A 24,773-nucleotide genomic window follows, 5' to 3' on the forward strand; every position below is an offset into this window, starting at 1 on the left:
GTGACGACGACGCAGTGCCGAGCCAAGGCGGCGGCGCATGCTTACCCGCTGTCTGTCGTCAGCTGTTGGAGGCGGCGGACTGTATCCAGTTGGTGTACGCGGCGGTGGCCGTGTAGTTCGACTTGGACTGCCGGTCGCTGGTGGAGGCGACGCTCCCCCGTCGGACTGCTCTCGGAGGGCGCGGTCCGTGGGTCCGGCTGTCGGTCACTGCGCGCGCGGATCAATCCACATTTGAAGGGGGCCTTGACCAGTCCGCAACAGCTGAGGCTACGAGTCTGCCGGGATAGATTCACTCCAAGCCTCGTCCGTCCCCGTGGAGTCAACATCCGCACATGTCCGAAAAGTTCGATGCCATCTCGTTCAGCCCCGTGGGTGAGCAACATGTAGTGTGCGGCGCCACCCCCGCCGGGTTCGGCGCGCCGATCTACGTCCAGAACCCGGACGCACAGCCGAACGACGTCTTGAGAAGCCTGCTTCGGGACTACCCGCGGCTGCCGAAAGGGTTGAAGTCCGTCAGCCAGCTCAAGGCCGCAGGGCTGCGCCCGTCGAACTTGTTCCGTCCCGACGCCTACGTGCTCGGGCCTCCGCGTTTGATTGCCGTTGCCGCCCCCGAGGCCCCGAGCACCGGGCGCACGACGCCGGATTGGGAAGAAACCGTATATCCTCCGGCGCCTGTCTACCGCGCGGATCAGGCTGTCACCTTCTCTGCACCGCCCGATGCCGACAAAGCCCAAGCCATCCGCCAGGGAGCGATCTGCTGGGCACAGGATGTCCTCCCGGTGAGAGGTTGAGACGTCCGGGCCATGCCGGGTGGCCCAGATGGCGTCCTGGGTGACGTCTGCGTGGTGCCACTGCCGTTCGCGCCGAGGACTCGTACGGGCATGCTCTTCGCGCTGGGCACACCGCCCTCGATGCCGACGCCCTTGTCGGTGGGCGGCGGCGATGCCGCTCCGGTGATCGACGGCCCCGACCTGGTCGGCGTGGTCGCCCAGGCCGACGTCGCCCGCTCCCTCGCTGGACCACCCCCTCAGGTCGCCGAACTCGCCTCCTCGAAGGGCTCTCCACCGCCGCCCCCCCCCGGCGTCCCCGGGTCCGGCTCCGCCCACCGGGCCCGGGGGCCACCGGCCAGGGCCGCGGAACCGTGAAGGACCCCGGAGTTCACCGTTCCGGGGTCCTTACGCCCTGCTTGACCGTCCGGTTACTCCTTGTCGGACTTCTCGGCGGTCACGATTCCGTAGGTCCAGTCCTCGTCCGTGTCCGCTTCGAGTGTGAGGGGCAGATAGCCCTTGACGCCGCGGAAACGGATCTCCACGCGCACGTACGTCTGCGGGTCGACGGCGAAGTCGGCGACCATCGGCTTCCGCGCCGCCTCACCCCATCTCGCCACCCACTTCTCCGCGCTCTTCTCGGCGTCCTTGCCGTCGGACGACAGCTTCGCCAGTCCCTCCGCGTCGTGCCGCTGGATGCGGACGAGTGCCTTCTCCACGAGGGCCAGGGATTCTGAGGACGGCTGCCCGGTCACGGACAGGTCGAGGTCGGCCCTGCCGTCCTTGACGGGCGGCGGCGTGTGGTCGGTCGTGCACGCCGCGAGCAGCAGCAAAGCCGCTGTCACCGCCGCGGCCAGGAGCCCGCGCTCGCCTGTGCGTCCGTGTGTCAACTGCGTCTCCCGGGCCTGATGATGCTCACCGCCGTGATCTTCTTCGGCTTGAGCCACTGGTTGAGCGTGGTGTGGTTCTTGCTGCCGTGCTGGGTGATGGAGATGTTTCCGCGGCTGCCGCCGGTGACGACACCAGCATGGTTCCACTGCCGGTCCTTCTTGTAGTACGCGAAGATCACGTCACCCGGACGGACGTCGTAGCGGGAGATCTCCCGGCCACCCCGGTGGTTCTTGAGGTGCTGGCGCAGATTGGCGGCGCCGGCCCAGGTGTAGCTGTCGACCCGCTTCCAGCCGATGTTGTTGCGGAACCAGCGTGAGGGGTTCCTTCGGCCGCCCTTACGCTGCTTCATCTTGCCGCCGTGGTGCAGGGCCTTTGACACGAAGTTCGTGCAGTCCTGCTTGTACTGCCAGCCGATGCCGACGTGGCGCTTGGCCCAGCTCGATGTGCCGCTGCCCTTGGGGGCGGCGGTGCGCAGCATCGGTGAATCGGCCGGCGGGGCGGCCTCTTCGGGCAGCATGCCGTCGGAGTCCAGCTCGATCGGCGGGGGCTCCTGCTCGCCCTCGGTGACCTCCTCGATGCTGTCCTCGGCGGGCGGCGCCACGCTCGCCAGCTTCGCGGCGTCGGCGGTCGTGGGCAGTGTCACCTCGACGCCCGCGTCGTCGGTCTCCATGCGCAGGGTGGTTGATGGTGCCATTGCGGGACAGGGTGAAGCCCAACCCGAGCTCGATGAGGCCGACTTCGAACCCCATGTCCCTCGACGCACCCGCTCCGTCGCCCCGGAAGCAAGCCCTGCCCTCAGGAGCGGCCGTCGCCGAGGAGCGCCTCGTGCCACCTCTCGGCCTTGGCGAGATGCGGGCCGCTCACTTCGGTGGAGCCCGCGACGTAGGCGAGCCAGCGCAGTTCGTCGCAGGCGAAGAAGGACTCGCCCCACGTGTCGACCCAGATTCGGGCGGTGCCGTCCGATGAGTGAGTCAGGTCCCACCACGCCCAGCCCCGGGTCTCCAACTCGGGGTCGAATTCGTAGAGCCATTCCTGAAGTCTCCAGGGCCCTCCCTGAATTGCCGAAGCGTACAGTTCCCTGCCCCTCCGCGCGAAATCCGGCGAATCCGCGGAAAGGGGTTCGCATACGGCGGCGAACCATTCGGGGACCGAGTCCTCGGGCAGCGTGTCGTCGAACTTCTCGGTGAGGGCCAGCCCCAGCGCCGCGTCGAGCACGGACCGCAGGCGGTCTGCGTACGCGTCGAAGGGCACTGTGGGAGCGACGTCGAACCAGCACAGCACGGGCGGCGCGTCCTGGGCGGAGGGACGCCGGGCGACGCGGAGCCTCTCCTGCTCGATGTCCTCGATCTCATGCATCATGTCGCCGGCCTCCTCGCCAGCCTTCCTGAACGACCCGTCCAGGATACTTGGCCACTTCTCTCCTGAACTCGTCGAGCATGCCGCTGGGGATGCCGTAGAGGTCCCGCCCCTTGGTCGCGTCCGAGATCTCGGGGTAGAACTTCTTGAGCTGTTTCCATTCCGCATCCGCGAAACCGAGGTCCTCCGGCTGTTTCTGCGGAATTAATTCGACGGTGGATGTCCCCGCTCAGGTTCACGTAGAGCGATCCCTTGCCGGTGATGGTCACCTTTCCGTCCTCGCCGATGTGGATGCGCCTACTCAGCGGGTGATCGGTCTGCTCACGGTAGCCGTCGACCGTGTTGTAGTGGAGGCCGGTCTCCGGGTCGAAGTACTGGCCGGGAAACCGCAGCGGCGTGTATGCCGTGGCATCCGTTGTCCAGACGGTGTTGCCCCACAGTGTGGAGCGGGCACGCCAGGCGACCGATCCCGTTTCGTCGACGAGCTCCGCCGGGGCGCCGACCAGGTCGGTGACGATGGCGAAGAACCGTGCGTCGACGTCGTCCTGGGGTGCGTCGGTGCTCTGTTCGCAGAGAGTCGAGCCGTCCCAAATGAAGCGGGTCTCCTCGACGGGAGTCGTGCCGTCCGGGCCCATCCGCTGCTTGGCGATGCGGCGGCCCAGGGCGTCGTACCGGTAGCGCCACCGTTGCCCGTCCGGTGTGACGACACAGGAGAGACGGTCCTCGGCGTCCCACGTGTAGTGCCAGGTGTCCGGCTTGTGGGGCAGCCTGGTGCGCTGCCGCAGTGTGATGCGGCCCAGAGCGTCGTGTTCGTAGCGGACACGCCGGCGCGGGTGAGGCGCGTACCGGTGGGACGCGCTCCCCGGTTGCCTCTTGGCCGAGGTGGGTGGAGGGCCATGCGGCGTCGGTCTGGTTGCCCGCCGTGTCGTGGGCGTAGCGATCGGGCCAGTTCTGGGCGTCGAGAGCCAACGAATCAGTGAGAGACATGGGCGCGGTCAGCACCTGCGATGCCACCATGCCAACTCCGGGCCTGCCATAGGCTCGTGATGCGTTCGCCCGAGGAGCACCATGTCCAGGCGCTCTACCTGTACCCGTAGTTCGCCGGCGGCCCTTGGCGGAAGCATGTACAGAGCGTCTCGCAGCTTGTCCCGGGCCCACCCCGCACCGCAGCACGGGCAGGTGAACTCAGCCTCCCATCGCCTCCACCGGCGCTTGGTGCCGTGGACGCGCACGGACCACACGCTCAGCGCCACCGCCACGATGCCCGGAGACAATCGCCCCCGTTCGAGCACACGGACGGCGGCATTTGCCGCTCCCGACAGGCCTGGGACATCGCGATACCGCACCCAGGGTCTTCCCCAGCCGCGTTCCCGCTGTCGAAGTGAAGCTGGTGTTCTACGCGGCACGGCCCCTTCGGCTGCAAGTCATGGATGACATCCTCCCACAGTCCAACATCGGCCGGACAGAACCCAATTGGAGATTCAAGATTCATCCAAGGTTTCCACACTGCTGGTGATGCACCGTGTCAAGCGCGCCAGGTGACCACACACCGTGCGCCGAAAGAGAAGCCCTGCGCGCACAGGCAGGGATTCATTCGCCGCTACTCGAAGGGAAATCTGATGCGACTGCGTCATGCACTCACGAGCGCCGGAATCGGAGCCGCGCTCATCATCGGGGTCGGAGTCACAGCAACACCCGCAAGCGCCAAGCCTGCCGGCTGTTGGAGCAACGGCACGGGCACGTCCTTCGGCCGAGGCGGCTGCTCGGACATGTCAGGAGGCGGCTGGTGGCGGCTGGGCATCCGGTGCTCCGACGGCGACTACAAGTGGTCCCTCTGGAAGAACACGACCACGCCCACCAGCCTGCGCTGCACCGGTGGAACCGTCATCACCCACGACTGGACCGACTCCCGGTAGCACCTGCGACACACCCGGGCTCGTCAAGCCAGACAGCCACCGCTCTCGTGTTCAGTACGGACCCGTGCACCACTACCCGAAGGGAAGAACCGATGCGACTGCGTCATGCACTCACCAGCGCCGGAATCGGAGCCGCGCTCATCGCCGGGGTGGGAGTCACAGCAACACCCGCAAGCGCCACACCCCGCGGCTGCTGGAGCGAGCTGACCAGCCCCACCTTTGCCAGGGGCGCGTGCTCGGACATGTCGGACGGCGGCATCTGGCGGCTCGGCATCAGGTGTTCAGACGGTGACTACAAGTGGTCCTCCTGGAAGCGGACCACCACCCCGACCAGCCTGCGCTGCACCGGTGGCACGGTCATCACTCATGACTGGACAGACGCGAAAAACGAGTCCCGGTAGCGCGGACCACCTCGTCGTTGCCCCGTGTCTGCGGCATGAGACCGAGCAATCCGCTTCAGACGGCTCCGCCGTGATGAGCGGGCAGTCCCATTGCAAAAGGGACTGCCCGCTCATCGGTGTGCTCGCGTCGTTAGGGGGCCCTTTTCACTTCGCGCCGCCGTTGCACTACGCGCACGCAACAACTCCACGATATGACTGGGTAGTTGCGGCCCTGCCCTCTCCCCCCCGCCCGGCGCCGGCGCCCGCGGGCTTCCTGGGGTGATCAACCGGCGGCGAACGGTTCCTGATCGGACTCCGACCGGTTAAAAGTGCGTGGTTCGCAGAATCCCGGTTGGAAAAGGACGCGAACCGGCGGGAGGAGGCTCGGTCGAGAGGCGCCGTTCGGCAGACAGGTTCACGCCATGCGCGTTGGCTGGAGTACTAAGTGGTGCCGGTCTGTTGGCGAGTGGAGGACACGAGTGTCGGTGGATGAGTCGTGGGAGAAGATCGAACGCTGGCTGGACCAGTACGCTCCGCAAGAACAGCCTCTGCCGGGGCCGTGCACCCGCTCCGAGCTGGACGACCTCTATAGCGCGCTCGGCGTGCGGCTGCCCGAGGATGTTGAGCAATCGCTGGTACGGCACAACGGGTCAGGGCTCACCGACGTCATCCCGTCCAAGTACGCGCTCTACAGCGCCGATCAGATTGCTGAGGAGCATCTCGGAACGCTCAAGTACAAGCTGAAAAACGATCACTACGGCTGGGGCGACAGCCGCTTGATCGTGCCGATCGGCGCGCTGGGCGAGATGCAGCTCGTCGTCGACACCCAGACGGGGCACCCCGGGTCATGGGACATCAAGGAGACCGGCTACCGCTGGTTCGAGGGCCCGGAGTGGGCATCCCTTTCGACCGTGCTCGAAGTCATCGGAAACGCCCTGGCATCCCCGCCCCCGTGGATCGCAGTCATGGGGGACGGTGACGAGTGGCGGGCCATCGATATGGACACCGACTTCCCGGGCACACTGGTCTGGGCCGACGTTGGGGATTAGGGCCTGTCGCTCGGAGCGTGCTCGGCTCAGGTGAGCAGAGTCCGAAGGTGTGCGCGGGTGGTGCCGGATGGCTCGCCGGCGGCCGAGTGGTTGAGGTGCCCTACCGCAGCTGGGCCTCTGTCTCGTGTTGCAAGGATCGGAAACCCATGATCACTGGCCGCAATTCGGGCATCGCCCACTGCGGCGTCCGCGCGTCTCTACGATCTCTGCCCGCTCACGCATCCGCTTCACCTCGCACCATGCGGCCCCCTTCGTCCAGCGAACAGTAAGTCACGTCCCTGATCAGCTCACACGACCCATCGGACACGGCCTAGGGGCTGTTGGGGCGTTCATGGTCGCGCTGTTGAGTCTCCGAAGCCGATTACCCAAGTCCCGTTTGCCGCGGGATCATCACCGGATGGATGAAGTTGAGGGTCTGATGCTGGTGCGGGTTGTGCAGACGTCTTCCGCTCACCCGTCCCAGTGGGATGCCTGGACGGCGGAGGGCCAGTACCTGTACCTCCGGTACCGGCACGGCGAAGGCTGCGTCGAGCGGCACCCTGGCCCTGACGTCGACACACCAGACACCTGGAACGAGGGCCTCTCGAAAAGCCTGGTCGAATGGGACGACGGCACCGGCAGCGGAGTCATCAGCCTTGAAGGCTTCCTCGCCGCCTCTGGCTTGGCATTGGCTCCCGGCGCATCGGTGATTCAAGAAGTCCCTGCTCAGCTCCCGGGCGGTATCGATGTCCGCACTACTGACCTCGAACGCAGCTGAGACCGGTGACCTACGCTCCTGGAGCCGCAGTCGGCCATGGTCTTGCCCAAACAGCAGTGCACCTCACCTGACGACGTCACCCTCGAGCTCCGAGATGTTCTCACCGAGTGCTGGATCGAGGTCACCAACGCAGGCGGCGCCGCCGGTTTTCCGTTCCCGCCTGTCGACGCAGCCACAGTTAGGCCCGCCCTTGATCACATAGACGAGGTCCTTATGATTCTCGCCCCACTCTGAGTGACTGCGCCTTCAGAGACTTACTTCTCACGAGTGCTGGAAAGCAGTGCGGTCGGCACCGGCTAGGCTCATTTCCATGTCCGAGCCAGCCCGTGACCCTCGCATGCAGTCCTTGATCGACCAACTCCGGCCGGGGGCCGTGAGAACGGTGAAGGTCACTGGGTTCGACGGAGCGGACGTCCTGGTGCGGCTTGTGGATGCCGAAGGCGAGGGAGCCGAGATCGGTCGGTTACCTCGGCATGAGGCGTCGATGCATCGGAGGGAGCATCCATCCGAGCTGTTCGAGGTCGGCCAGGAGATCCATGCCGAAGAGATCGGGCGTTGGTGCGAAGGTCAGCTTCACCTCTCCGCCAAGGCGTGTGAGCTCCCGGCCCTGCGGTCCTTTCTCCTCGCGTTTGAACCAGGACAGGTCGTCTCTGGGACGGTGTCCGGGGTTCACAACTTCGGGGTCTTCGTCCACGTCGATGGCGAACCGGAGGGCCTGTGCACCGGATTCATCCGTGTGCCGGACCTGACGTGGGGCTGGTTCGACCACCCCTCCGAGGTAGTCGAAGCCGGCCAGCGGATCACCGCCGAGGTGATCATTTCCGAGACGCGCTCCGGACAGGTCACGCTCTCGTTGAAGGCTCTGCAGGAAGACCCACTCCTTCGGTTTGCGGATCAGGTCGGCCGGGTCCTCACCGGGCCGATCATCAAGATCGTTCCCTTTGGTGTAGTCGTGCGGCTGGCTCCTGACGTTGCGGGGTTCCTTCACCTCTCAGATCTGACTGACGAGCCGGTCGAGACACCGGATCAACTTGTCGATGAAGGTGAGCTGATCACGGTGAAGGTCACTGAGGTCGATCTCCAGCATCACCGGGTGCGGCTGGGGCGCAGCTGACGTCCTCCTGCACGGTATGTCGAGCCGTGACATCGAGCCCGGGCAGGTACCGGCGGCGCCCGGCACGTGCGTCCAGGCTCAAGGGGCTGCTGGGAGTGGCGCCGCCCGCGATGATCCCGTCAGCCCGCTGACCGGCTGGAAGTCTTCCGAGGCAAGCTGCCGATGAACCACACGGCCGAGGCTCCGGCGGTGTGGGATCCGCCTCGTGTCTGCCGAAGCTCAGAAGATCCACGATGGCATCGCCTCCGGACTCCTCACCATCCACCAGCACGCCCACGGCGGACATAACACCGTCGCGGTGGGCACTACCGGCATGCCAACAACGTCCACCTCCACGGCGAGAACCACCTACACGTCGTCAGCGGTTTCCACGACACCCCCGGCCCCGCACCGACCCCTGTCAAGCCGCGGCGGTTGTACTTGTGGGTACGCCGCTCGGTGGATGAGGACACGACTGCGGGCCGACGCGTGGTGGTGCCCTCGCGCGCGAGTGTGGATCACATGTTGAGAGTGAATACGCTGCCGAACGTGCCACGCTGGGCGCAAAGTGCGGCCCTGGGCGCCGCGCTGACCAATGTGCCCTCGGGGCTGTGGCGCCTGGCCATCGCGGTGGGCCTTCCGGTCGGGCTGGCCCAGTCCGAGTACGACCAGATGCACGCCCCTGGCTGGGGATCGTTCTACCTTGTCGTCCTCAGCCTGGTCGCCGAGTTCTTAGCGTTGCTCGCCCTCGGGCTCGTGCAGGGTTGGGGCGAGACCTGGCCGCGCTGGATCCCGTATCTGCGCGGGCATCGAGTCCCGGTGCTGCTGGCCACCATCGTGGCGGGGCTTGGCGCCGTTGCCACGACGGTCTTCGGAGCGATGTTCGTCTATACGTCGATCAACGCGGACATGGATGCCTCCTCCTGGGGGCTCTGGCTGCTCTACATCGTTTACGCGCCGCTCCTCCTGTGGGGTCCTCTGCTGGGCGCGGTCACGGTGCACTACTACCGTCGCCGCACGGCCGTCTCGCCGGTATCGGCGTGAGCGTCCGTCCACGGCATCCATTGAGTGTTCAGGTCGCGCGTCCCGCCACCCGAAGCACTCACACCCCGAGGCCGCCTACCTCAACGCCCACATGACTCGCTGCCCCGGCAAGTCCCGACCGGCAGCGAAGGTTCTGCACAGCTCGTCAGCGAGTTCCTCGCCAGATCGTCGGCCCAACCACGCACGCCCCGCGCGCGCAACCACTGCGGGCCAGTCCAACAGCTCTTGCCCGCACGGCGCTTCCAATCAACCTGGTTCGCCCTCCACCCTCAGACCAGGTGACGTTGGGGCCCGGCTGGAGCCACATCGCCGACCACATGGCTCCAGCCTCCGCTCTCCCGGGCGTGACGGCCAACAGGGCTACTACCGCAGCCTCTGCCGGCGCCGGAGGGCACCCTCGCGTGATGCCGAATCGAGGGGAGCCCGGTCCCCCGCGCTCCGGCCGCCGCCGTGCCTGTGCGGCGGCCGCACACCACAAGCGCCTCACCGCCGCCTTCCCCTGTCCGCGCGATGCCGTATCCGGGTTACGGATTCGTCCTGTTGCACCGGGCAGGTATTCGAACTACGGCCCCACGGCCAGCCTGCCCGACTACGAGGGGGGAGCTCGACGCGGCCGGACGTCTTGATCCCACTCTCCTGCTTCGCCAGGAGGCAAAACGGGCTGGGACAGCGCAGTTTCTCTACTCCACGGATACACCGCCCGGCCTTCGCCCTCTTGGCACGTCGGCTTCATCAGCGGCTTCTCACTTCCACGAGATCGAGGGCACCGCTGCCACGACTGTTCCGATGGCGACGTCCATCATCGCCGCTCGCACCCGACGAAGCCTGTCCGCAGTCTGCTTCCCTGCCAACTGTGGACCGCACCAGCAGCCTTCTGACGACCCGTGCACCGGGCTCTCCAGCCAGTACGCGCCAGGCAGCTCAGGCGAGCACCACACCGGTTCCGCCCCGGCCACCAACCCCTCTTCATGCCCGTCTCAACGCGCCCCGGCTGCGAGGGAGGAACTCGACGTGGCCGGAACGTCTTACTTGGGTGTAGCTCTCTTCCGGGGACGGCCCCGATGGTTTGAGCTGGGAGATCGTGGTTGTGGTAATGGCGGCGTGGTCGGGTCCCTGCCGTGGGGGTGGAGGAGGCGACGCTGATGGGGTCGGTGATCGGCGAGTTGGAGGCGCGGGAGGCGGCGGCCCGGGCCCGGGTGCGGTCGCCGCCGTCCTCGACGAGTGACGGAGCCGCCGGGGCCGCACCGTGCCGGGGGCCGAGCGGGGCGGGCCGCCCACCGGCTAGCATCGCCGAGTTCGTGCCACCCACCGGCCCGGGCACCGCGGGACGGCGTACAAGGGAGTCGGCACGGCATGAGAACGAAGAGCGCAGCGGCGTGGGCGGTAGCGGTGCTGATGATCGGCGCAGCCGTCGGCGGCTGCGCCGAGCAATCGGACAGGGGACCGTCCGGCAGCGGCGCGAAGCACACAAAGTCCCACCGCGAACCGGAGGACAAGCCTGATTCACGGGTCGTCGAGGACGACGACGACCACACCGTCCTCGAACTCTCCGACGGTCGGCAGGTGTCCCTCCGCTTCACTCGCCGCGGCCTGGAGGCACAGCATCGCCACGCCTCTGACGACGCCTGGTCCGCCCGGAAGACGGTCTATGAGACCGGCACCAAACCGTGCGAGGGCATCAGGGCGAAGGCGTACCGGGACACCGTGTGGCTCGCGGCCGGCTTCGGCCAGTACTGCACGGACGGCGAAGAACCGCAAGAGGTGATCGCGGCCGTCGCCACCGGGGACCTCTCCTCCTGGACCACCGACCCGACCAAAAACACCCTCGTCTGGCCGAAGGTCCGCATCCGCGACGGTGGCGCCCGAGTGGACTTCGTCGATCCCAGCATGCTGGAAACCACCACGCTGACCTGGCGCAAAGGCTCCGGATTCGCCAAGGCGGCCACGGAGTACAAGCCCCTCCACCCCTGGTTCGTGGGCCGGTGGCGAGCCAGGGACGGCAGCCAGCAGCTGACCATCCACCAGGTCGAGTCGGGCAGGCCCGCACGCGTGGTCATCGAGACCCGCACCGGCCCGCGATGCAAGGGCAGCGCCACTGTCACTGGCATCTCCCAGTACGACCTGTCCATGAGCAACTTCAAGCTCGAGCAGGGCACCAGGACCGTCAACTGCCCGCCGGACGAGCTCAAGTACGACTTCGACGTGAAGTCCTCGGACGGCCCGCTGCGTCTACGCAAGATCGGCAACCACCCGAAGACCGTCCTTACCTATGAGCGGGCGGGCTGACGTACGACTGCGCATGAGGGGCGGCGGCCTGGTTGGGTCTCTGCCGTGTGGGTGGAGGAGGCGACGCTGATGGGGTCGTTGATCGGGGAGTTGGAGGCGCGGGAGGCGGCGGCCCGGCCCCGGGTGGAGGCGCTCGAAGCGGAGCTCGCCCGGCTGACGGCCCGTCTGGAGGACGAGCGGGAGGCATGGTCGCGGCTACGGATCGTCCGGGAGACGGTGGCAGAGGTGATCACGGATCTGGGCGGGTCCGGAGCGACCGCACCGGTGGCCGGCGGCGCGGAGCCGGAGAGCCCGGTGCACCCTGAGGTGCGGGTGGTCGGGGCGATACAGTGCCGCGCTGGCGCCATGGGCTGTCGGCTCCGGTGCTGCCGGATGTCTACCGGGACATCATCGAGGTCCTTACCGACGCCGCGAAGCCGATGCAGGCCTAGCAGATCGTGCCGCGGATCGGGCTGCGCGCGGTGACAGGAAAGATCGAGGGGACGCGGGGGAAGCTGAAACGGCTGGTGGAGCGGGGCTGGCTGACCGAGGACGAGCCCGGACGGTTCACGGTGGCCCACCTCTACAGCAAGGGCAGCGCGATGCGGCCGTCCGGTCTGCGGCCGGCCACGCTCAAGGCGCACCTGAAGACCCCGCGGGCGATGCGCACCCGCCTGGCGCCGGGTGAGAAGCCGCACCGCAAACGGATGGCCACGCTGGCCTGCGTGTTCGACGCCGACCCCGCCCCGCGGCGCCCGCACGACATCATCGCCCCGCCGGAGGGCCGCAGCGGCCTCCGGTCTCCGCGCCCGGGACCGAAATCGCGGGCGGAGTGGTTGGCCGGCTCGGTCATCCACCCGCGCGAGCACACCATCGCCGCGGCCTTCGATCAGGCCCAGGCCCGCGATCGCGACCACGTGCGGACCTGGGTCGTCCTGGTCGACGGCGCCCGCGACCAACTCGACCTGATCCCGCGCCGAAGCCGACCGGCGCGGGATCACCGTGCAGGTCCTGCTCGACATCGTGCACGTCAGCGAGTACGTCTGGGCTGCCGCGCACAGCTTCCACCGGCCCGGCACCCCGGCAGCCGAAGCCTGGGTCGCCGGGCATCTGACCACGATCCTCCACGGCCGGGCCAGCCGCGCCGCCGCGGGGAACACCGCGCAGGCGGAGCGGGTCGGCCTGCGCGGAGCGAAACGCGAAGCCGCAGACACCTGCGTCCGCTACCTGGCCGGCCACCTTGACCAACTCTGCTACGACACCCCATTGCCCGAGGGCTGGCCGGTCGCCACCGGCCCGATCGAGGGCGCATGCAGACATCCTCATCGGCGACCGTCTGGAGATCACCGGGGCAAGGTGGGGGGTGGGGGCTGAGCGGCGCCGAGGCCGTCCTCGAACTTCGGGCGGTGAAGGACAACGGTGACCTCGACGCCTACTTCGCCTTCCATCTCGCCCGCGAGCACGAATGGCTCTATTCCACCTCTGACCAGCACGACTACGACCTCACGGTCTGAACTGCAGGCGTCCCTCAGGGAGAGCTACACCCATTGCTTATGCCGAGGCACGCTCGTCGTCTCCCCGACACACCGCGAAACGACTCCCGCCCAGACCCCACAATCAGTCAGGCCGGCGTCGTCCGGGATACGGCCCTTTCGAGGAGCCCGTGCATGACCTGGGGGTGTCGTCCCTCGGCCGGGGCCCACAGGGCACGTGCGGTGTCGTCGTCAAGCTGGACGAAGCAGGCCAACAGCAGTGTGTGCCGCTGCCGTTGGAAGAGCAGCTCGGCGCGCAGCCCGAGAGTGGGGTCAGCGGCGAGGATCGTGATGTCTGGGGTGCTGTGGCGTACCGGCCAGCCGAGCACGTGTCCGTCGGCCTGGGCTGGTGCGAGATTCAGGCCGAGTGATGTCCAGCCCTGGGTGAGAGCCTGCTGGGTGTCGGTGGGTGCGTCTTCCAGGACCGCTCGCGCCCATTGCTCGGCGGTGCGGTCGTCGGCTGGAGCTAGGTCGGCGAGCAGGGCGTTCTCGTAGTCGATCCGGGCGAGGGCGCTGAGGGCATGCGCGGCAGGTGGCACCGGGACGGGGCGCACCCCTCCCGCTACGTGGGCGTGGGCATAGGGCGTGGCATCAACCATTGTTGCTCCTCGTGTGTGACGTAGAACTGTCGCTCAGGGCTCGCCAGCGCCGCCCGATCGACGGGATCAGCGCCGGGTACACGACCAGGTGCCGAAACGGTTTGATCGCGGCCATATAGGCCTTGCCGGCCAGTCCGTTCGGCCGCACCAGCACGGCCATCTGGCCGTGATAGCCGCCGTTTCCGTCCGGGACCCAGCCAATGTGCATCACGCCGTGCATGGTCCGGTTGGCGATCTCGGCGGCCCACTCGTCCGCCAGCAGGTACAGGGAGGTGAACCGCTGAGCATGGAACTCGGGACCGGGTGTGTCGCGCAGGTCCCGTGGTATCCGCTCCCCGAGCGACCGAACCCGCGTGCCGAGACCGGAATTTGGGGTGTCCCAGCCCAACAGCGTCCCGATCCTCCACCGGAGCGCCCAGAGCGTACGAGCGGCAGACGACCAGGTCGACGACGGATCACCCGAGGCCATCAGCGCCACCAGCCGGGAGAGGTCGTCAGGACCCCCTGGCGTCGGGAGCGCCCAGACGTCCTCCAGCTCGAAATCACCGGTGAGTTCATGGATCCGCCACGGCCGGGAGGTGTGCGCGGTGCTCGGGAGTCTCATGAGTGATCCCATCCATACAGTAGTGTATGGATGGAAGTTAGCCGCCTTTCGGCGGCAGGGGGAAGACTCTGTGACGGACCAGACAGAGACGAGGAGAAATCGATGGCGGCACCGACACGCACCCCCCGCAGCACGTGGATCGAAGCCGGACTGCGGGCCCTTGCCGCGGGCGGTCCGGACGCCGTGCGGGTCGAGCCGCTGGCCAAGGCACTGGGCGTGACGCGAGGCGGCTTCTACTGGCACTTCAAGGACCGGGGCGCACTACTGGAGGAGATGCTCGACACCTGGGAGCGGAGAAGTATCGATGAGGTGATCGAGCGCGTCGAGACCGAGGGGGGCGACGCCAGGGACAAGGTCCGGCGCGCGGGCGCACTCACCTTCTCCGACGACCTCCTACCGGTCGACCTCGCCGTTCGCGACTGGGCCCGGCGCGATCCGGCAGTCGCCGAACGCCTCCGGCGCGTCGACAACCGCCGAATGGACTACGCACGCCTGCTGTTCAGCGCCTTCTGCAGTGACCCGGACGACGTCGAGGCCCGCAGCATGCTGGCCTTCTCGCTCGCGGTCGGCAAACACGTCCTGGCCGCCGACCACGGCACCCGCAGCCGCGCCGACGTGCTCGCGGCGGCCACCAGGCTGCTCCTGGCTTAAGGACCGGTCCAACGAGCCGGCGCTGGGTAAGTGGCCCGGGCATCCGAAGCCGGGCTACAGCATTCCTCTGTCACCCAGCTTGTCGTGGGGCCCGCCCGGTCTGCACAGGTGAGTACGCGTGCTCATGCACACCGCCGCTGAACCCGGCACCCTGCGACCATGACGAACACCCTCGCGACGCCGGAGCGCCGGCGTCCCTGGTCGCGCCAGACACCCCGGGGCGCGGACCTCACCTTCGCGATCTTGCTGTTCCTTCTGGAGACCGCGTGGCTCGTGCAGGACTGGATTTTCGGCCTCGGCCTGGACGTATGGGCTGCGCAAGGCCATCAGGGCCAGATCGACGCGGCCGGCCTCGCGCACATCGGGCGGGTGCAGGTGCTGCTGATAGCCGTACTCACCCTGGCGGTTCTCGCAGGCATGTTCCGTGCCTGGCGGACAGTGGTCGCACACCTGCTGGTGGCATTTCTGGCAGGTGGGGTGCTCGTAGTCGCGCAGTACCAGTGGGACACCGCCCACACATCACCACCTGGGTGCATTCGCTATGACGCGCACTGCTGAGGTAGACAGACCCAGCTCGGGACCCGCTGGCGCCTGGGTGACAGACGCGACCTCCAGCTGCACCAAACAGCGGCGAGGACGGGCGTCTTCGTTCCGGAGACTCTTCACTAGGACATCACCTTGCTTGCCGAACTCCGTTGTCAGAGGGGGTGCCTACGGTAGGGCCCAGTAATGCAACGAAGGGGCCCGCATCGATGATCCGCTACATACGCGCTGCCGAGAGCTTGCCGACTCCTAAGCGAGCCGTTGTGGGCGTAGCCGTCTTCCTGGCCAGCACGGTGGCCTTGTTCTCGGCAATGGTTCACGGCGGCCTCTGGCCGCCGCTCGTCCTCGCTCTGGTCGTCGTGCCAATCCTGTGGGGCGGCTGGCTGATGAACGGCTGGTTTCGATCGCTCTCCCCGCTCTGGCAAAAGAGAGGCACTGCGATCCCACTCCTCCTGTACGCGCTGTGGGTGAGTGCGATGAGCGTCTATGCCGTGGCATCCACTCACACGGATCGCGCTTCGGGCAGCTTGGTACTCCTCATCCTGTGGGGCACGCACTCGGTGTACGCCGCGAGCTTCGAGCCTGAGGAGTTTCCTTGGGATCGCTTGCGCTGGCGTCTGGGGAGAGCCATCCACCTGCGCGTATTGATGTTGTGGTTCGGCATCGTCGGGTTGGTCCTCCTGGTCCGTGCGACGTTCGACGCTGATACGTACCGAGTGTTTGTCAACGGGACCACGGTCACCCTCCTTGTAGGTGGAGTGGCTGCGTCGTTGAAGACCTACGCCCGTTTCCGGAAGGTCTGCACGGGGGTCAATCGGCACGCTCAGGGCCTGGTTCGCTCCCTGGAAGAGCTCCATGAAGCGACAGATGACGAGGTCAAGAAGCTCCAGCAAGCGGCCCGCAGGTCGTGGGATGCCCTGGCAGAAAACCTCGTGACTCGGGTGGATACCGGCTTCAGCGTGCCGGGGGTGTCCGTGTTGCCGACGGCAGCGATCGAAGAACTTGAGGAATCGGTGGAGAAGGCACTGCTTGCCGTCCCGGTGACCACTGGCCCTGCCGAGGCGGTTGGGTTCCGTCTCGCTCAGATCAAAGCAGCGGTCCGTGGTCGCATCGATGCAGCGGCATGACGACACCTCGGTCGTCAGGGGGGGGAAGCGCCTTGACGACCGGGGCTCTTACGGATGCCGTGTCTACGCACACAGCACCACTGGCCGCTCCGACGGACTACAGGTGCGCATGTCCCGCCGCATCGGGAGCAAGGCCCGGGAGTTCGCAGAGGACCAGGATGACCATGCGGCCCAACGGCGGCTGTATCGACAGCTGCCGGCGCACCTGCGGGACGACCCGCTGCGCTGACGCCGCATTCGGACACTGCAGCCGAGGGAGCGGAGCCCCCTCGGCACCTAGCGCAGGATCCCCGGTCAGCGAAACCGGGGATCCTGCGCACCATTTGTGGTCCACCGCCGGACCGGTGCCGTAGCGGGAGATCTCTATGCCGCGGCGTAGCTGAGGCGTAGAAGGTCACCGGCGCGCTCCAGATCCCGCTCCGTACGCGGCCGCAGCTCCAAGTCACTCGTGCCGCGGTGCCGAGTCCCGTCACGTCCCGGGTGAAGCCGGGAACGAGGTCGACCTCCTTCGGGTCGGCCATGAGGCCGAGGTGCGCTCCACAGGATCCGGGACGCGGCCGTCACCCCGAGCCGGTCGCGGGCCAGGTTCCGGAGGCGTCCTTGTGGTTCGAATCGGTCCGCCCGCCGTCGACGCATTCGATGACGTACTCACTCGCCAGGAAGGTGACGCCCAGCATCGTCTCCATGTGCGCCTGGACAGCCTCCTCCTCCAGCTCGCTCACTGCGCCCTGTGTCGTCCCCGGGGCCTCCTCCTGCCCCGAATCACTCGATGCTTGCCCGCCGCCTTCCTGCCGTGCCGGGCGGTGTGCTGGCGGCAGGGCCACCGAGTGCCTCACCGGGCCAAGGCAGGTGACTCGGCCTCTATTTCGCAGCGTATGACTGACAGAGCAGCCCGCTCAGGAGGCACTGCCCTCCTCGACCGCCTCAGGACCTGGCTCCCGCCCGGGCGAGCCCGGCCGGGCCTGAGCCGGGGATCGTGAGCCCCAACTCCGCGGCCAGCGCGGCGGAGTCGCGCACCACGCGGGTCGCGCCGGACAGCCGCTCGGCCGGGGTCAGCGCCGCGTAGCCGATGCTGGTCATGCCCGCGGCTGTCGCAGCGTCGACTCCGGGCACGCTGTCCTCGATCACCACCGCATGGGCGGGGTCGGCCCCCATACGGACGGCGGCGTGCAGGAAGAGATCCGGCGCCGGCTTGCCCCGGGTGACGTCGTCCGTGCAGTACACCCGGTGCTCGAAGTAAGAGGCCAGCCCCGTGACCCGCAGGGCGAGGTCGAGCCGGTCCCGGGGCGAACTCGACGCGACACAGAAGGGAGTGCCGCGCCGGGCCAGAGCCTGCAGAACTTCCGCGATGCCGGCAACTGGACGCAAGTCCCGCTCGAATGCCTCGATCAGCCGGGCCCGGTAGTTCTCGGCGAACCCTCTCGGCAGATCGCGCCCGGTATCGGCCCTGAGCATGGCCCGGACGCGGTCCAGGGTGCCGCCCATGTAACGGCACACGCTCTTCTCGTACGAGGTGGGAAACCCGGCCTCCGTGAGCAGCGCGGCCAGGACGCGGTTGGCGATCGGCTCAGAATCGACGAGAACACCGTCATTGTCGAAGATCACCAGATCCGCGTCGGCGAGGTCTCGCAGCGGTCGTGGCGCGGGTGCCGTCTCCGCCGCCCAGTGGGGGTACGGACGGCCGTGCAGGTAGGCGTTGTCGAACCGCAGGTCGGTGGTGACCTCCTCGGTGACCCACATGGGCAGGTCGACCACATCCGCCGCGTCTTCGGCATCCAGCTCCGCCAGCACGAGACCGGCATTGGAGCCGAAGAACTCGTCCACGGTCCAGCCTTCGAAGCGCCCGCCCAGATAATGCCGCTTCTTCTGCACCAACGGCTGTGGGCAGAGCTGCGCGAGGATGTCCTCGGCGTCCGCGAGCGGCACGGGGTACTCGAACTCGGCTCTGCGCGCGCCCTGGCGGGGGCCTTTGACGGTGATGACCGCCTCGGTGCCGTCGGTGATCCGGACCCGCACCGCGCGCTCTGGTTCGGCGGACAGATAGCCCTGCAGGACCTCACGGGTCCGCACCACCGTCTCGCGCCAGCCACAGCCGACGAGGAACTTCCGCTCCGTCTCGATTCCCATCAGGCGATCCCGTTCAACGCCGTCTCGAAGACTTCCGCGAGCACGTCCAATTCGCTTTCCTCGATGACGAGTGGAGGGTGCACGTTGATGACGTCCGGCGCCATGCCGGTCGTCGCGACGAGAACGCCGGTGTCCGGGTGCCCGGACCGGAACAGGTGCCGCATTCGACTGGCGTACGGTCCGGTGAGGGCGATGCGCGCGGTACCGCCCATCGCGTCGACACCGCGCACGAGTTCTGGATGCCTCGCGGCGACGTCGGTGAGCCGGGAGCGCATGGCCTCCTCCAGCCGGAGGATGTCCTTGTCCACCGTCGTCCACCGCTCCCAGCGGTCCAGCACCGTGTCCACGACGGCGAGGGCGCTCGGGATGCCGATGTACGTGGAGGAGTGGCTTCCGGGCCGGTACCTCTCCGGGTTGCCCAGGGGTTCGCGAGACCACACCATGCTCAGCGCCGCACCGCCGTTGGCCAGGCCCTTGCTGGTGACGACGATGTCCGGGGTCACTCCGGAGCGCTGGAACCCCCAGCGCGGTCCCACCCGGTGCATGCCGGTGAAGATCTCGTCCGCGATGACCACTGCGCCCTGTTCCCGGGCGTGCCGCACTGCGGCGCGCAGCAGTTCGTGGTCGGGTTCCACCATGCCGCCGACGTTTTGGACGGACTCGAAGACGAACGCCGACACCTTCCGGCCGAAGTCCCGCCCCCCGACGCCGCTCAGCTCGGAGCCCCATCGGGTGACGGCCTCACGGCATCCCGCCCCGCAGCCGTTGCCCGCGACGGCGTGCGGGCACCGCTCGGGGTCCGGGCTCGGGAGCCGTACCACCTCCAGTCCCCACGCGGCGAGCAACTCGCGGTAGCGCGGACTGGAACTGAGCATGCTCGTCACTCCGGAGCGGCCGTGGAAGGCTCCCTCGAAGACGACGATCGTGCCCGGACCGTTCGCCGCGAAGGCGATGCGCAGAGCCGTCTCCATGGCTTGGGCTCCGCCGAGGTCCAGCTCCACCCGGCCGGGGGTGCCCAGCACACCGGAGACGAGCTTTTCCAGCCTGGAGAGCACCTTGAGCCGCAGCTCGGACTCGGCGAAGGAGGGCAGGGCGGGCAGCTGCTCGCAGCGTCGCATCGCCTCCCTCAGCAGTGTGCTGTCGTAGCCGAAGGCGACGGTGCCGTTGGCGGCCTCCGCGTCGAGGTATCTGCGCCCGTCGTGCGCGACCAGCCAGCTGCCCGAGCCGGAGACGAAGCGGGGAACGTCGGGTTCGCGGTAGACCAGATTGCCCGCCCCGGCGAAGGAGGGGATGCGCTGGTCGTTGGCGAGGTCGGTCATGTCAGGGGCTCCCCGGTCAGTCGCCGTCCGCCGAGCGGAGTCGGCTCTCCGTCCACCACCACGACCCGGCTGCCGTCGCGGTGTTCCTGGTCCGACAGGGCGAGCCGCCCCGCCGCGAAGGCCCGCACCGACCACCGTAGACACGGCCGGTCACTGAGGCTCTTCTGCTTCAATTCCTGCTCCCCCGCGTCCTCGACGGTCGGCTGCCGACCCTCGACGGGCACCTCGGGCCCCATCGCGAGAATCGCACCGCCGTCCCGGGAGCCGTCGACGAGGAAGCAGGAGGTGCGGGTCGTGTCGCGGCCCGCCGCCATCGCGAGCCTGACGGGATCTTTGCCCGTGAACTTCCTGCGGCCCTCGTCGTCGAGGACCGACAGATCGGCCGGGTGCTGGTTGATCATGCGTCCCTGGTAGCGGTCGAGCAACCGGCCGTCGATCCAGCGGTGGTAGGCGAGGACGACCAGGTCCAACTCGCCGTTGTCCCGCTCCCAGTCGGATATTCGTCCGTCCAGCGCGTCGTGCCACTGCCGGGCCCGGTCCCGATAGGCCTCACGGCCCGCTTGGCCGGCGGCAGCCGATGCTGTTCCGCAGACGCGGTCGAAGTCGCCCGGCCATGCCTCGACCCCGGCCTGCCGGGCCACGTCCAGGGCCTTGACCCGCTCCGCGTGTGAGACGACGAGGCAGACCTTGAACTCCTGGGGCTGCACCCGTTGCATGTCCAGCAGTGTGGTGAGGTTGGCGCCGGTGGCGGAGACCAGGACGCCGATGCGCAGCGGCCCGGCCGCTGAGCGGCGGCCCAGGGGCATCGGGTTGCCGGTGGTCGGAGTGGGTGCGGACAAGAGCACTCCATCTCTGTTCTCTCGGGCCCCGAAGACCTTCGCGGCGCTTGCGACGTGACTCGGTCCACTCTGGAAGCCCGTCGGGCGGCCCGTCCACGGCACGCGCGGTTCATCTCCCTGCACTGCAGGGAGATGAAGGCCACGGGGCTGGAGTTGTTGAACGGTAATAGGTGATGCTCGAAACCGGGCCACCGAGCCTGTACTACCCGGAAATCCCGTTCTAACTGGCAATCCCAGAAAGCAGGAGACCGAAAATGGCCTCGCTCATTTGCAACATGTTCCCTCTCGAGCGTTGCGGGCAGACGCCTGACATTCGTTGGGACTGATTCTCCCCGGCCTGCCTGCTGAATTCGGCTACCTAGCAGTGGATCGCATTGATAGACATATCAGGGTACGTGGCAGTCGCAGGTCTCTTGGTGATCATTCCTGGAGCCGACACGCTGGTCGTGGTGCGCAACACGCTGAGCGGTGACTTCAGGAACGCGGTCCGGACCACCGTCGGCGTGTGCGTGGGGCTGGTCGCCTGGGCCCTGATGTCGTCCATCGGGCTCTCGACCGCCCTGGCCGCGTCGCCGACACTGTTCAACCTGCTCAGAGCCGCGGGCGCCGCGTATCTGGTGTATCTCGGCGTGCAGGCGCTCGTGGCGGCACGCCGGATCGCGGCACCGGAAGCGGCGCTGCCGAGCTACGGGAGGAACTGGCGCCAAGGCGCCCTGACCAGTCTGGGAAACCCGAAGGTCGGCGTCTTCTACACCTCCCTGCTGCCGCAATTCATTCCGGCGGACGGGGCTTCCTTTTACTCCTCGCTGCTGCTGGCGGCCATTCATGTCGTCCTGAGTTTCCTCTCCCTGCTCGCGTACGGGGCGATCGTCGCCCGTATGGGAGACGTGTTCCGCAAGGACGGATGGCGCCGCGTCCTGGAGACGGTCGCGGGCGCGGCTCTGGTCGCCGTCGGGCTGTGGCTGATGGCCTCTGCGGTCACGGGAATCTAGACATCAGGAGAGCTGAATGAAGTCGCCGCTGGACGGCTGGTACGACAAGGCCGGGGTGCGGACCGATCCACGGCGGGTCATGGCACGGGAACTGGAGGAGGGCAAGACCCTCTTCCCGCACACGCTCATCCCGTACTTGGACCATCCCCTCGTAGTGGCCCTGGAGCCCGAGGAGCAGTACCGGATCACCGCACGGCATCTCTACCAGTACATGCAGTTCACGATGCACTTCGAGACGAGTGTGGTGAACCGGGCCGCCGAGCGCATCGCGAACGGCACGTCGGGGCTGCCGTTGCCGGCGGCGACGAGGCTGGACGCGTACAAGATCTACTGCGACGAGGCCTACCACGCCCTGTACAGCCTGGACGTAGTGGAGCAGGTGAGCGGTGCGACGGGCATCGAGGTGCCCGATTACGACTTCGCCCCCTTCCTCAACCGCCTCGACGGCCTGGGGGCGTCGGTCATACCCGGTGAGAGGACTCTCGTTCAACTGCTGCAAGTAGTCGTCTTCGAGACGCTGGTCACCTCGATCCTCAAGGACATACCGAAGGACCAGTCGGTGGTTGGCACCGTACGAGAGGTTGTACGGGACCACGCTCAGGACGAGGGCCGCCACCACGCCTACTTCGCGGCGTTCTTCAAGGAACTCTGGCACGACCTGAGTCCCACGCTGAGGGAGCAGGCATCGCGCTGCCTGCCGGAACTGGTCACCAGCAGCCTCACCCCCGACTTGGCTCCGGTGCGCGGCTCCCTACGGCTGGCGGGCCTGGATGAGGCGGCGGCCAGTGAGGTCCTCGCCGACGTCTATTCCCCGGACAAGACCCGGGACGGCATCCGGGCCAGCGCTCGGCACACCTTTCAACTATTCGAATCCGTAGGCGTGTTGGACGTGCCGGGCGCACGGGACTCCTTCATGTCCGCCGGGTTGTTGTGACGACGGCCAGGGAGAATGAAATGACTGGAGAGAGCCGTTCCCTCCTGGGAACGCCGGAAAGCGTCCCTGAGACGGGCATCTTCTCGCTGTCCGAGCTGGACGACAAACACCTGGACGCCCTGGTACGCCGGTCCTGCGACTTCTTCGCCGACCGAGGCGACCACGACCGCCCGTTGCGGGACACGATCGCGGGGATCCTGTTCACCAAGACCTCCACCCGGACCCGTACGGCCTTTACGACCGCCGCGCTCCGGCTTGGTGGCCAGGTCATCAGCTACGGCCCGAACGACCTCCAGCTGGAGACAGGTGAATCCCTGGAGGACACCGGCCGCGTCTTCGGGCGGATGCTCGACATGCTGGTCGCGCGAACCGCGGGCCCCGTCGAACAGCTGCGCGCCCTGTCCCGGCACGGCGGGATCCCCGTGGTCAACGCCATGGGGAGGGAGGAGCACCCCACCCAGGGCATCTGCGATCTCGCCTCCATCAACCTGCACTTCGGCGCAGTCGAGGGCGTCAAGGTGCTCTACGTCGGGGAGGGCAACAACAGCGCCGTGGCCCTGGCGCACGGCCTGACGCACTACTCGGCGACAGAGCTGACCCTGCTCACCCCTCGCGGCTACGGCGTGCCCGAGAGCGAGCTGGCAGTGGCACGGAGCAGGGCCGCGGCAAATGGATCCGTACTGCGCCAGGTGCATTCCCTCGACGAGGCCCCGGATGCCGTCGACGTGGTGTACACAACGCGCTGGCAGACGACGGGAACCTCGAAGCCGGACGCCGACTGGCGGGAGCGGTTCCGTCATCTGTACATCGACGAGGCGTTCATGGGCCGATGGTCCGGGGCCGTCCTCATGCACGACCTGCCGGCGCACCGCGGCGACGAGATCTCCTCGGGGGTGCTGGAGGGCGGGCGCACCCTCGCTTGGACGCAGGCGGAGATGAAGCTCACCAGCGCCATGGCCGTCCTCGAATCGCTGGCGAACGCGCGTCGGGACAGCGCATGATCAAGGACTGCGTGTACGACGTCGTCACCGACGACGTGTTCCTGCGGTTCACCGATGTCCTGCCGGGCAGCGAGCTGTTCCTGAAGCTGGAGGGGCTGAACCCGGCGGGTTCGGTGAAGCTCAAGACCGCGGTCGCGCTGATCGAGGATGCCGAGCGGCGTGGGCTCCTGAGCGCCGGCGGACACGTCATCGAGTCATCGTCGGGCAACCTCGGTGTCGCCCTGGCGGTGGTCTGCGCGGCGAAGGGCCACGACTTCACCTGCGTGACCGATGTCAACGCCTCGCCGCACAGTGTCGCGCTGATGCGGGCCCTGCGCGCGAACGTCGTGCTGGTCGACGGGCGGGACGCCAACGGCGGCTTCCTCGGGACCCGCATCGCGCTGATCCAGAGAATGCTTGCCGAGGACCCGGCCCTGGTGTGGCTCAACCAGTACGCCAACCCAGCCAATCCCCGTGCCCACGCGACGCGCACCGCCGTGTCCATCCTCGCCGAACTCGGCAGGGTCGACTATCTGTTCGTCGGCGCCGGCACGACGGGCACGCTGACCGGGTGCGCCTCCCACTTCCGTGAGGTCTCCCCTCACACCCGGATCATCGCCGTGGACAGCGTCGGCTCGGTCACCTTCGGCCGCCGACCGGGCCCGCGCCATCTGCCCGGCCTCGGCACCAGCCGCGTACCGGAGATCAGCCGCGCCGACCTCGTCGACGAGGTCATGCTGGTGGAGGAGGCGGAGGCGGTGAAGACCTGCCGGTTGCTCGCCCGGCGGCACGGCCTGCTGGTGGGCGGCTCCAGCGGATCGGTCTTCTCGGCGGCCCAGAGCCGGGCCCTCGACATCCCCGCCGGGTCCCGGGTGGTGGCCATAGCGCCCGACATGGGCGAGCGCTACCTCGGCACCGTGTACGACGACGACTGGGTCGCCGCGAGACTCGGCGTCGATCCTGTCTCCCAACTCCCGGCCGTGCTGGGCCGATGAAACCCGTGGGGAA

Annotated in this window: 25 protein-coding genes and 3 pseudogenes; 17 read left to right on the forward strand and 11 right to left on the reverse strand. The window is 67.7% G+C overall.

Features of this window, described 5'->3' with window-relative positions:
- Window positions 1-332: 332 nt before the first annotated feature.
- Both ACZ56E_RS12940 and ACZ56E_RS12945 read left to right on the forward strand, forming a co-directional pair.
- Window positions 333-791, forward strand: a complete 459-nt coding sequence (locus tag ACZ56E_RS12940; protein ID WP_471213757.1) for a hypothetical protein — start codon at window positions 333-335, stop codon at window positions 789-791.
- Window positions 792-881: 90 nt separating this feature from the next.
- Entirely contained in the window at window positions 882-1,145 is a 264-nt protein-coding gene (locus ACZ56E_RS12945) for a hypothetical protein (RefSeq protein WP_471213759.1), read from the forward strand.
- 53 nt (window positions 1,146-1,198) lie between these two features.
- Here ACZ56E_RS12945 and ACZ56E_RS12950 read toward each other — a convergent pair whose 3' ends face one another.
- From ACZ56E_RS12950 to ACZ56E_RS12965, 4 genes and pseudogenes are all read right to left on the reverse strand, one after another.
- Complete coding sequence (locus tag ACZ56E_RS12950) at window positions 1,199-1,657, reverse strand: hypothetical protein (protein ID WP_471213760.1); 459 nt, start codon at window positions 1,655-1,657, stop codon at window positions 1,199-1,201.
- Window positions 1,654-2,352, reverse strand: coding sequence for an amidase domain-containing protein (locus tag ACZ56E_RS12955; RefSeq protein WP_471213762.1), 699 nt, complete (start codon window positions 2,350-2,352; stop codon window positions 1,654-1,656). Before ACZ56E_RS12955 ends, ACZ56E_RS12950 begins: the two co-directional genes overlap by 4 nt.
- Before the next feature lie 101 nt (window positions 2,353-2,453).
- A complete protein-coding gene (locus tag ACZ56E_RS12960; protein WP_471213763.1) occupies window positions 2,454-3,017 on the reverse strand; it encodes a hypothetical protein in 564 nt (187 codons plus the stop codon).
- A gap of 311 nt (window positions 3,018-3,328) precedes the next feature.
- Window positions 3,329-4,094, reverse strand: a pseudogene (locus tag ACZ56E_RS12965) (RHS repeat domain-containing protein); the annotation flags it as partial.
- 539 nt (window positions 4,095-4,633) lie between these two features.
- Here ACZ56E_RS12965 and ACZ56E_RS12970 point away from each other — a divergent pair.
- The 8 genes and pseudogenes from ACZ56E_RS12970 to ACZ56E_RS13005 all read left to right on the forward strand — a co-directional run.
- The gene (locus ACZ56E_RS12970) at window positions 4,634-4,930 is read left to right on the forward strand and encodes a hypothetical protein (RefSeq protein WP_471213765.1); all 297 of its coding nucleotides are present in this window, start codon (window positions 4,634-4,636) and stop codon (window positions 4,928-4,930) included.
- Between the two features lie 92 nt (window positions 4,931-5,022).
- On the forward strand, window positions 5,023-5,331 hold the full coding sequence (locus tag ACZ56E_RS12975) for a hypothetical protein (protein WP_471213766.1): 309 nt from the start codon (window positions 5,023-5,025) through the stop codon (window positions 5,329-5,331).
- A gap of 458 nt (window positions 5,332-5,789) precedes the next feature.
- Complete coding sequence (locus ACZ56E_RS12980; RefSeq protein WP_471213768.1) at window positions 5,790-6,359, forward strand: SMI1/KNR4 family protein; 570 nt, start codon at window positions 5,790-5,792, stop codon at window positions 6,357-6,359.
- 397 nt (window positions 6,360-6,756) lie between these two features.
- Complete coding sequence (locus tag ACZ56E_RS12985) at window positions 6,757-7,116, forward strand: hypothetical protein (RefSeq protein WP_471213769.1); 360 nt, start codon at window positions 6,757-6,759, stop codon at window positions 7,114-7,116.
- Between the two features lie 310 nt (window positions 7,117-7,426).
- Window positions 7,427-8,230, forward strand: coding sequence for a S1 RNA-binding domain-containing protein (locus tag ACZ56E_RS12990; RefSeq protein ID WP_471213770.1), 804 nt, complete (start codon window positions 7,427-7,429; stop codon window positions 8,228-8,230).
- Window positions 8,231-8,740: 510 nt separating this feature from the next.
- Window positions 8,741-9,253 (forward strand): hypothetical protein, encoded by a 513-nt coding sequence (locus tag ACZ56E_RS12995; RefSeq protein WP_471213772.1) that lies wholly within the window; start codon window positions 8,741-8,743, stop codon window positions 9,251-9,253.
- 1,353 nt (window positions 9,254-10,606) lie between these two features.
- Window positions 10,607-11,539: a hypothetical protein gene (locus ACZ56E_RS13000; protein WP_471213773.1), complete on the forward strand. Its 933-nt coding sequence runs from the start codon at window positions 10,607-10,609 to the stop codon at window positions 11,537-11,539.
- Window positions 11,540-12,090: 551 nt separating this feature from the next.
- Window positions 12,091-13,032, forward strand: a pseudogene (locus ACZ56E_RS13005) (ISKra4 family transposase); the annotation flags it as partial.
- A gap of 107 nt (window positions 13,033-13,139) precedes the next feature.
- On the opposite strand, the gene ACZ56E_RS13010 reads toward ACZ56E_RS13005, so the two are convergent.
- On the reverse strand, window positions 13,140-13,649 hold the full coding sequence (locus ACZ56E_RS13010; RefSeq protein ID WP_471213775.1) for a hypothetical protein: 510 nt from the start codon (window positions 13,647-13,649) through the stop codon (window positions 13,140-13,142).
- Window positions 13,642-14,253, reverse strand: coding sequence for a DUF2867 domain-containing protein (locus tag ACZ56E_RS13015; RefSeq protein ID WP_471213776.1), 612 nt, complete (start codon window positions 14,251-14,253; stop codon window positions 13,642-13,644). Before ACZ56E_RS13015 ends, ACZ56E_RS13010 begins: the two co-directional genes overlap by 8 nt.
- 102 nt (window positions 14,254-14,355) lie before the next feature.
- On the opposite strand from ACZ56E_RS13015, the gene ACZ56E_RS13020 reads away from it, so the two are divergent.
- From ACZ56E_RS13020 to ACZ56E_RS13030, 3 genes are all read left to right on the forward strand, one after another.
- Window positions 14,356-14,904 (forward strand): TetR/AcrR family transcriptional regulator, encoded by a 549-nt coding sequence (locus tag ACZ56E_RS13020; RefSeq protein ID WP_471213778.1) that lies wholly within the window; start codon window positions 14,356-14,358, stop codon window positions 14,902-14,904.
- Window positions 14,905-15,063: 159 nt separating this feature from the next.
- Window positions 15,064-15,462: a DUF6234 family protein gene (locus ACZ56E_RS13025; protein WP_471213779.1), complete on the forward strand. Its 399-nt coding sequence runs from the start codon at window positions 15,064-15,066 to the stop codon at window positions 15,460-15,462.
- A 194-nt stretch (window positions 15,463-15,656) separates the two neighbouring features.
- Window positions 15,657-16,574 (forward strand): hypothetical protein, encoded by a 918-nt coding sequence (locus ACZ56E_RS13030; protein WP_471213781.1) that lies wholly within the window; start codon window positions 15,657-15,659, stop codon window positions 16,572-16,574.
- A 363-nt stretch (window positions 16,575-16,937) separates the two neighbouring features.
- Here the strand turns inward: ACZ56E_RS13030 and ACZ56E_RS13035 are convergent.
- From ACZ56E_RS13035 to ACZ56E_RS13055, 5 genes and pseudogenes are all read right to left on the reverse strand, one after another.
- Window positions 16,938-17,098: pseudogene (locus ACZ56E_RS13035) on the reverse strand (transporter); the annotation flags it as partial.
- A 36-nt stretch (window positions 17,099-17,134) separates the two neighbouring features.
- On the reverse strand, window positions 17,135-17,296 hold the full coding sequence (locus tag ACZ56E_RS13040) for a hypothetical protein (RefSeq protein WP_471213782.1): 162 nt from the start codon (window positions 17,294-17,296) through the stop codon (window positions 17,135-17,137).
- A 202-nt stretch (window positions 17,297-17,498) separates the two neighbouring features.
- On the reverse strand, window positions 17,499-18,701 hold the full coding sequence (locus ACZ56E_RS13045; protein WP_471213783.1) for an HAD-IA family hydrolase: 1,203 nt from the start codon (window positions 18,699-18,701) through the stop codon (window positions 17,499-17,501).
- A complete protein-coding gene (locus ACZ56E_RS13050; RefSeq protein WP_471213785.1) occupies window positions 18,701-20,020 on the reverse strand; it encodes an aminotransferase class III-fold pyridoxal phosphate-dependent enzyme in 1,320 nt (439 codons plus the stop codon). Before ACZ56E_RS13050 ends, ACZ56E_RS13045 begins: the two co-directional genes overlap by 1 nt.
- The gene (locus ACZ56E_RS13055) at window positions 20,017-20,859 is read right to left on the reverse strand and encodes a formyltransferase family protein (RefSeq protein WP_471213787.1); all 843 of its coding nucleotides are present in this window, start codon (window positions 20,857-20,859) and stop codon (window positions 20,017-20,019) included. Before ACZ56E_RS13055 ends, ACZ56E_RS13050 begins: the two co-directional genes overlap by 4 nt.
- A 416-nt stretch (window positions 20,860-21,275) precedes the next feature.
- Here ACZ56E_RS13055 and ACZ56E_RS13060 point away from each other — a divergent pair, with 416 nt between their 5' ends.
- Genes ACZ56E_RS13060 through sbnA form a run of 4 tightly spaced genes read left to right on the forward strand, consistent with a single transcriptional unit; the run spans window position 21,276 to window position 24,760 of the window.
- On the forward strand, window positions 21,276-21,851 hold the full coding sequence (locus tag ACZ56E_RS13060) for a LysE family translocator (RefSeq protein ID WP_471213788.1): 576 nt from the start codon (window positions 21,276-21,278) through the stop codon (window positions 21,849-21,851).
- A 16-nt stretch (window positions 21,852-21,867) separates the two neighbouring features.
- Window positions 21,868-22,785: a diiron oxygenase gene (locus ACZ56E_RS13065; RefSeq protein ID WP_471213790.1), complete on the forward strand. Its 918-nt coding sequence runs from the start codon at window positions 21,868-21,870 to the stop codon at window positions 22,783-22,785.
- A 20-nt stretch (window positions 22,786-22,805) separates the two neighbouring features.
- The gene (locus tag ACZ56E_RS13070; RefSeq protein ID WP_471213791.1) at window positions 22,806-23,786 is read left to right on the forward strand and encodes an ornithine carbamoyltransferase; all 981 of its coding nucleotides are present in this window, start codon (window positions 22,806-22,808) and stop codon (window positions 23,784-23,786) included.
- Window positions 23,783-24,760, forward strand: a complete 978-nt coding sequence (gene sbnA, locus ACZ56E_RS13075) for a 2,3-diaminopropionate biosynthesis protein SbnA (RefSeq protein WP_471213792.1) — start codon at window positions 23,783-23,785, stop codon at window positions 24,758-24,760. Before ACZ56E_RS13070 ends, sbnA begins: the two co-directional genes overlap by 4 nt.
- Window positions 24,761-24,773 lie beyond the last annotated feature (13 nt).

Source organism: Streptomyces sp. NPDC039480 (assembly GCF_055597165.1).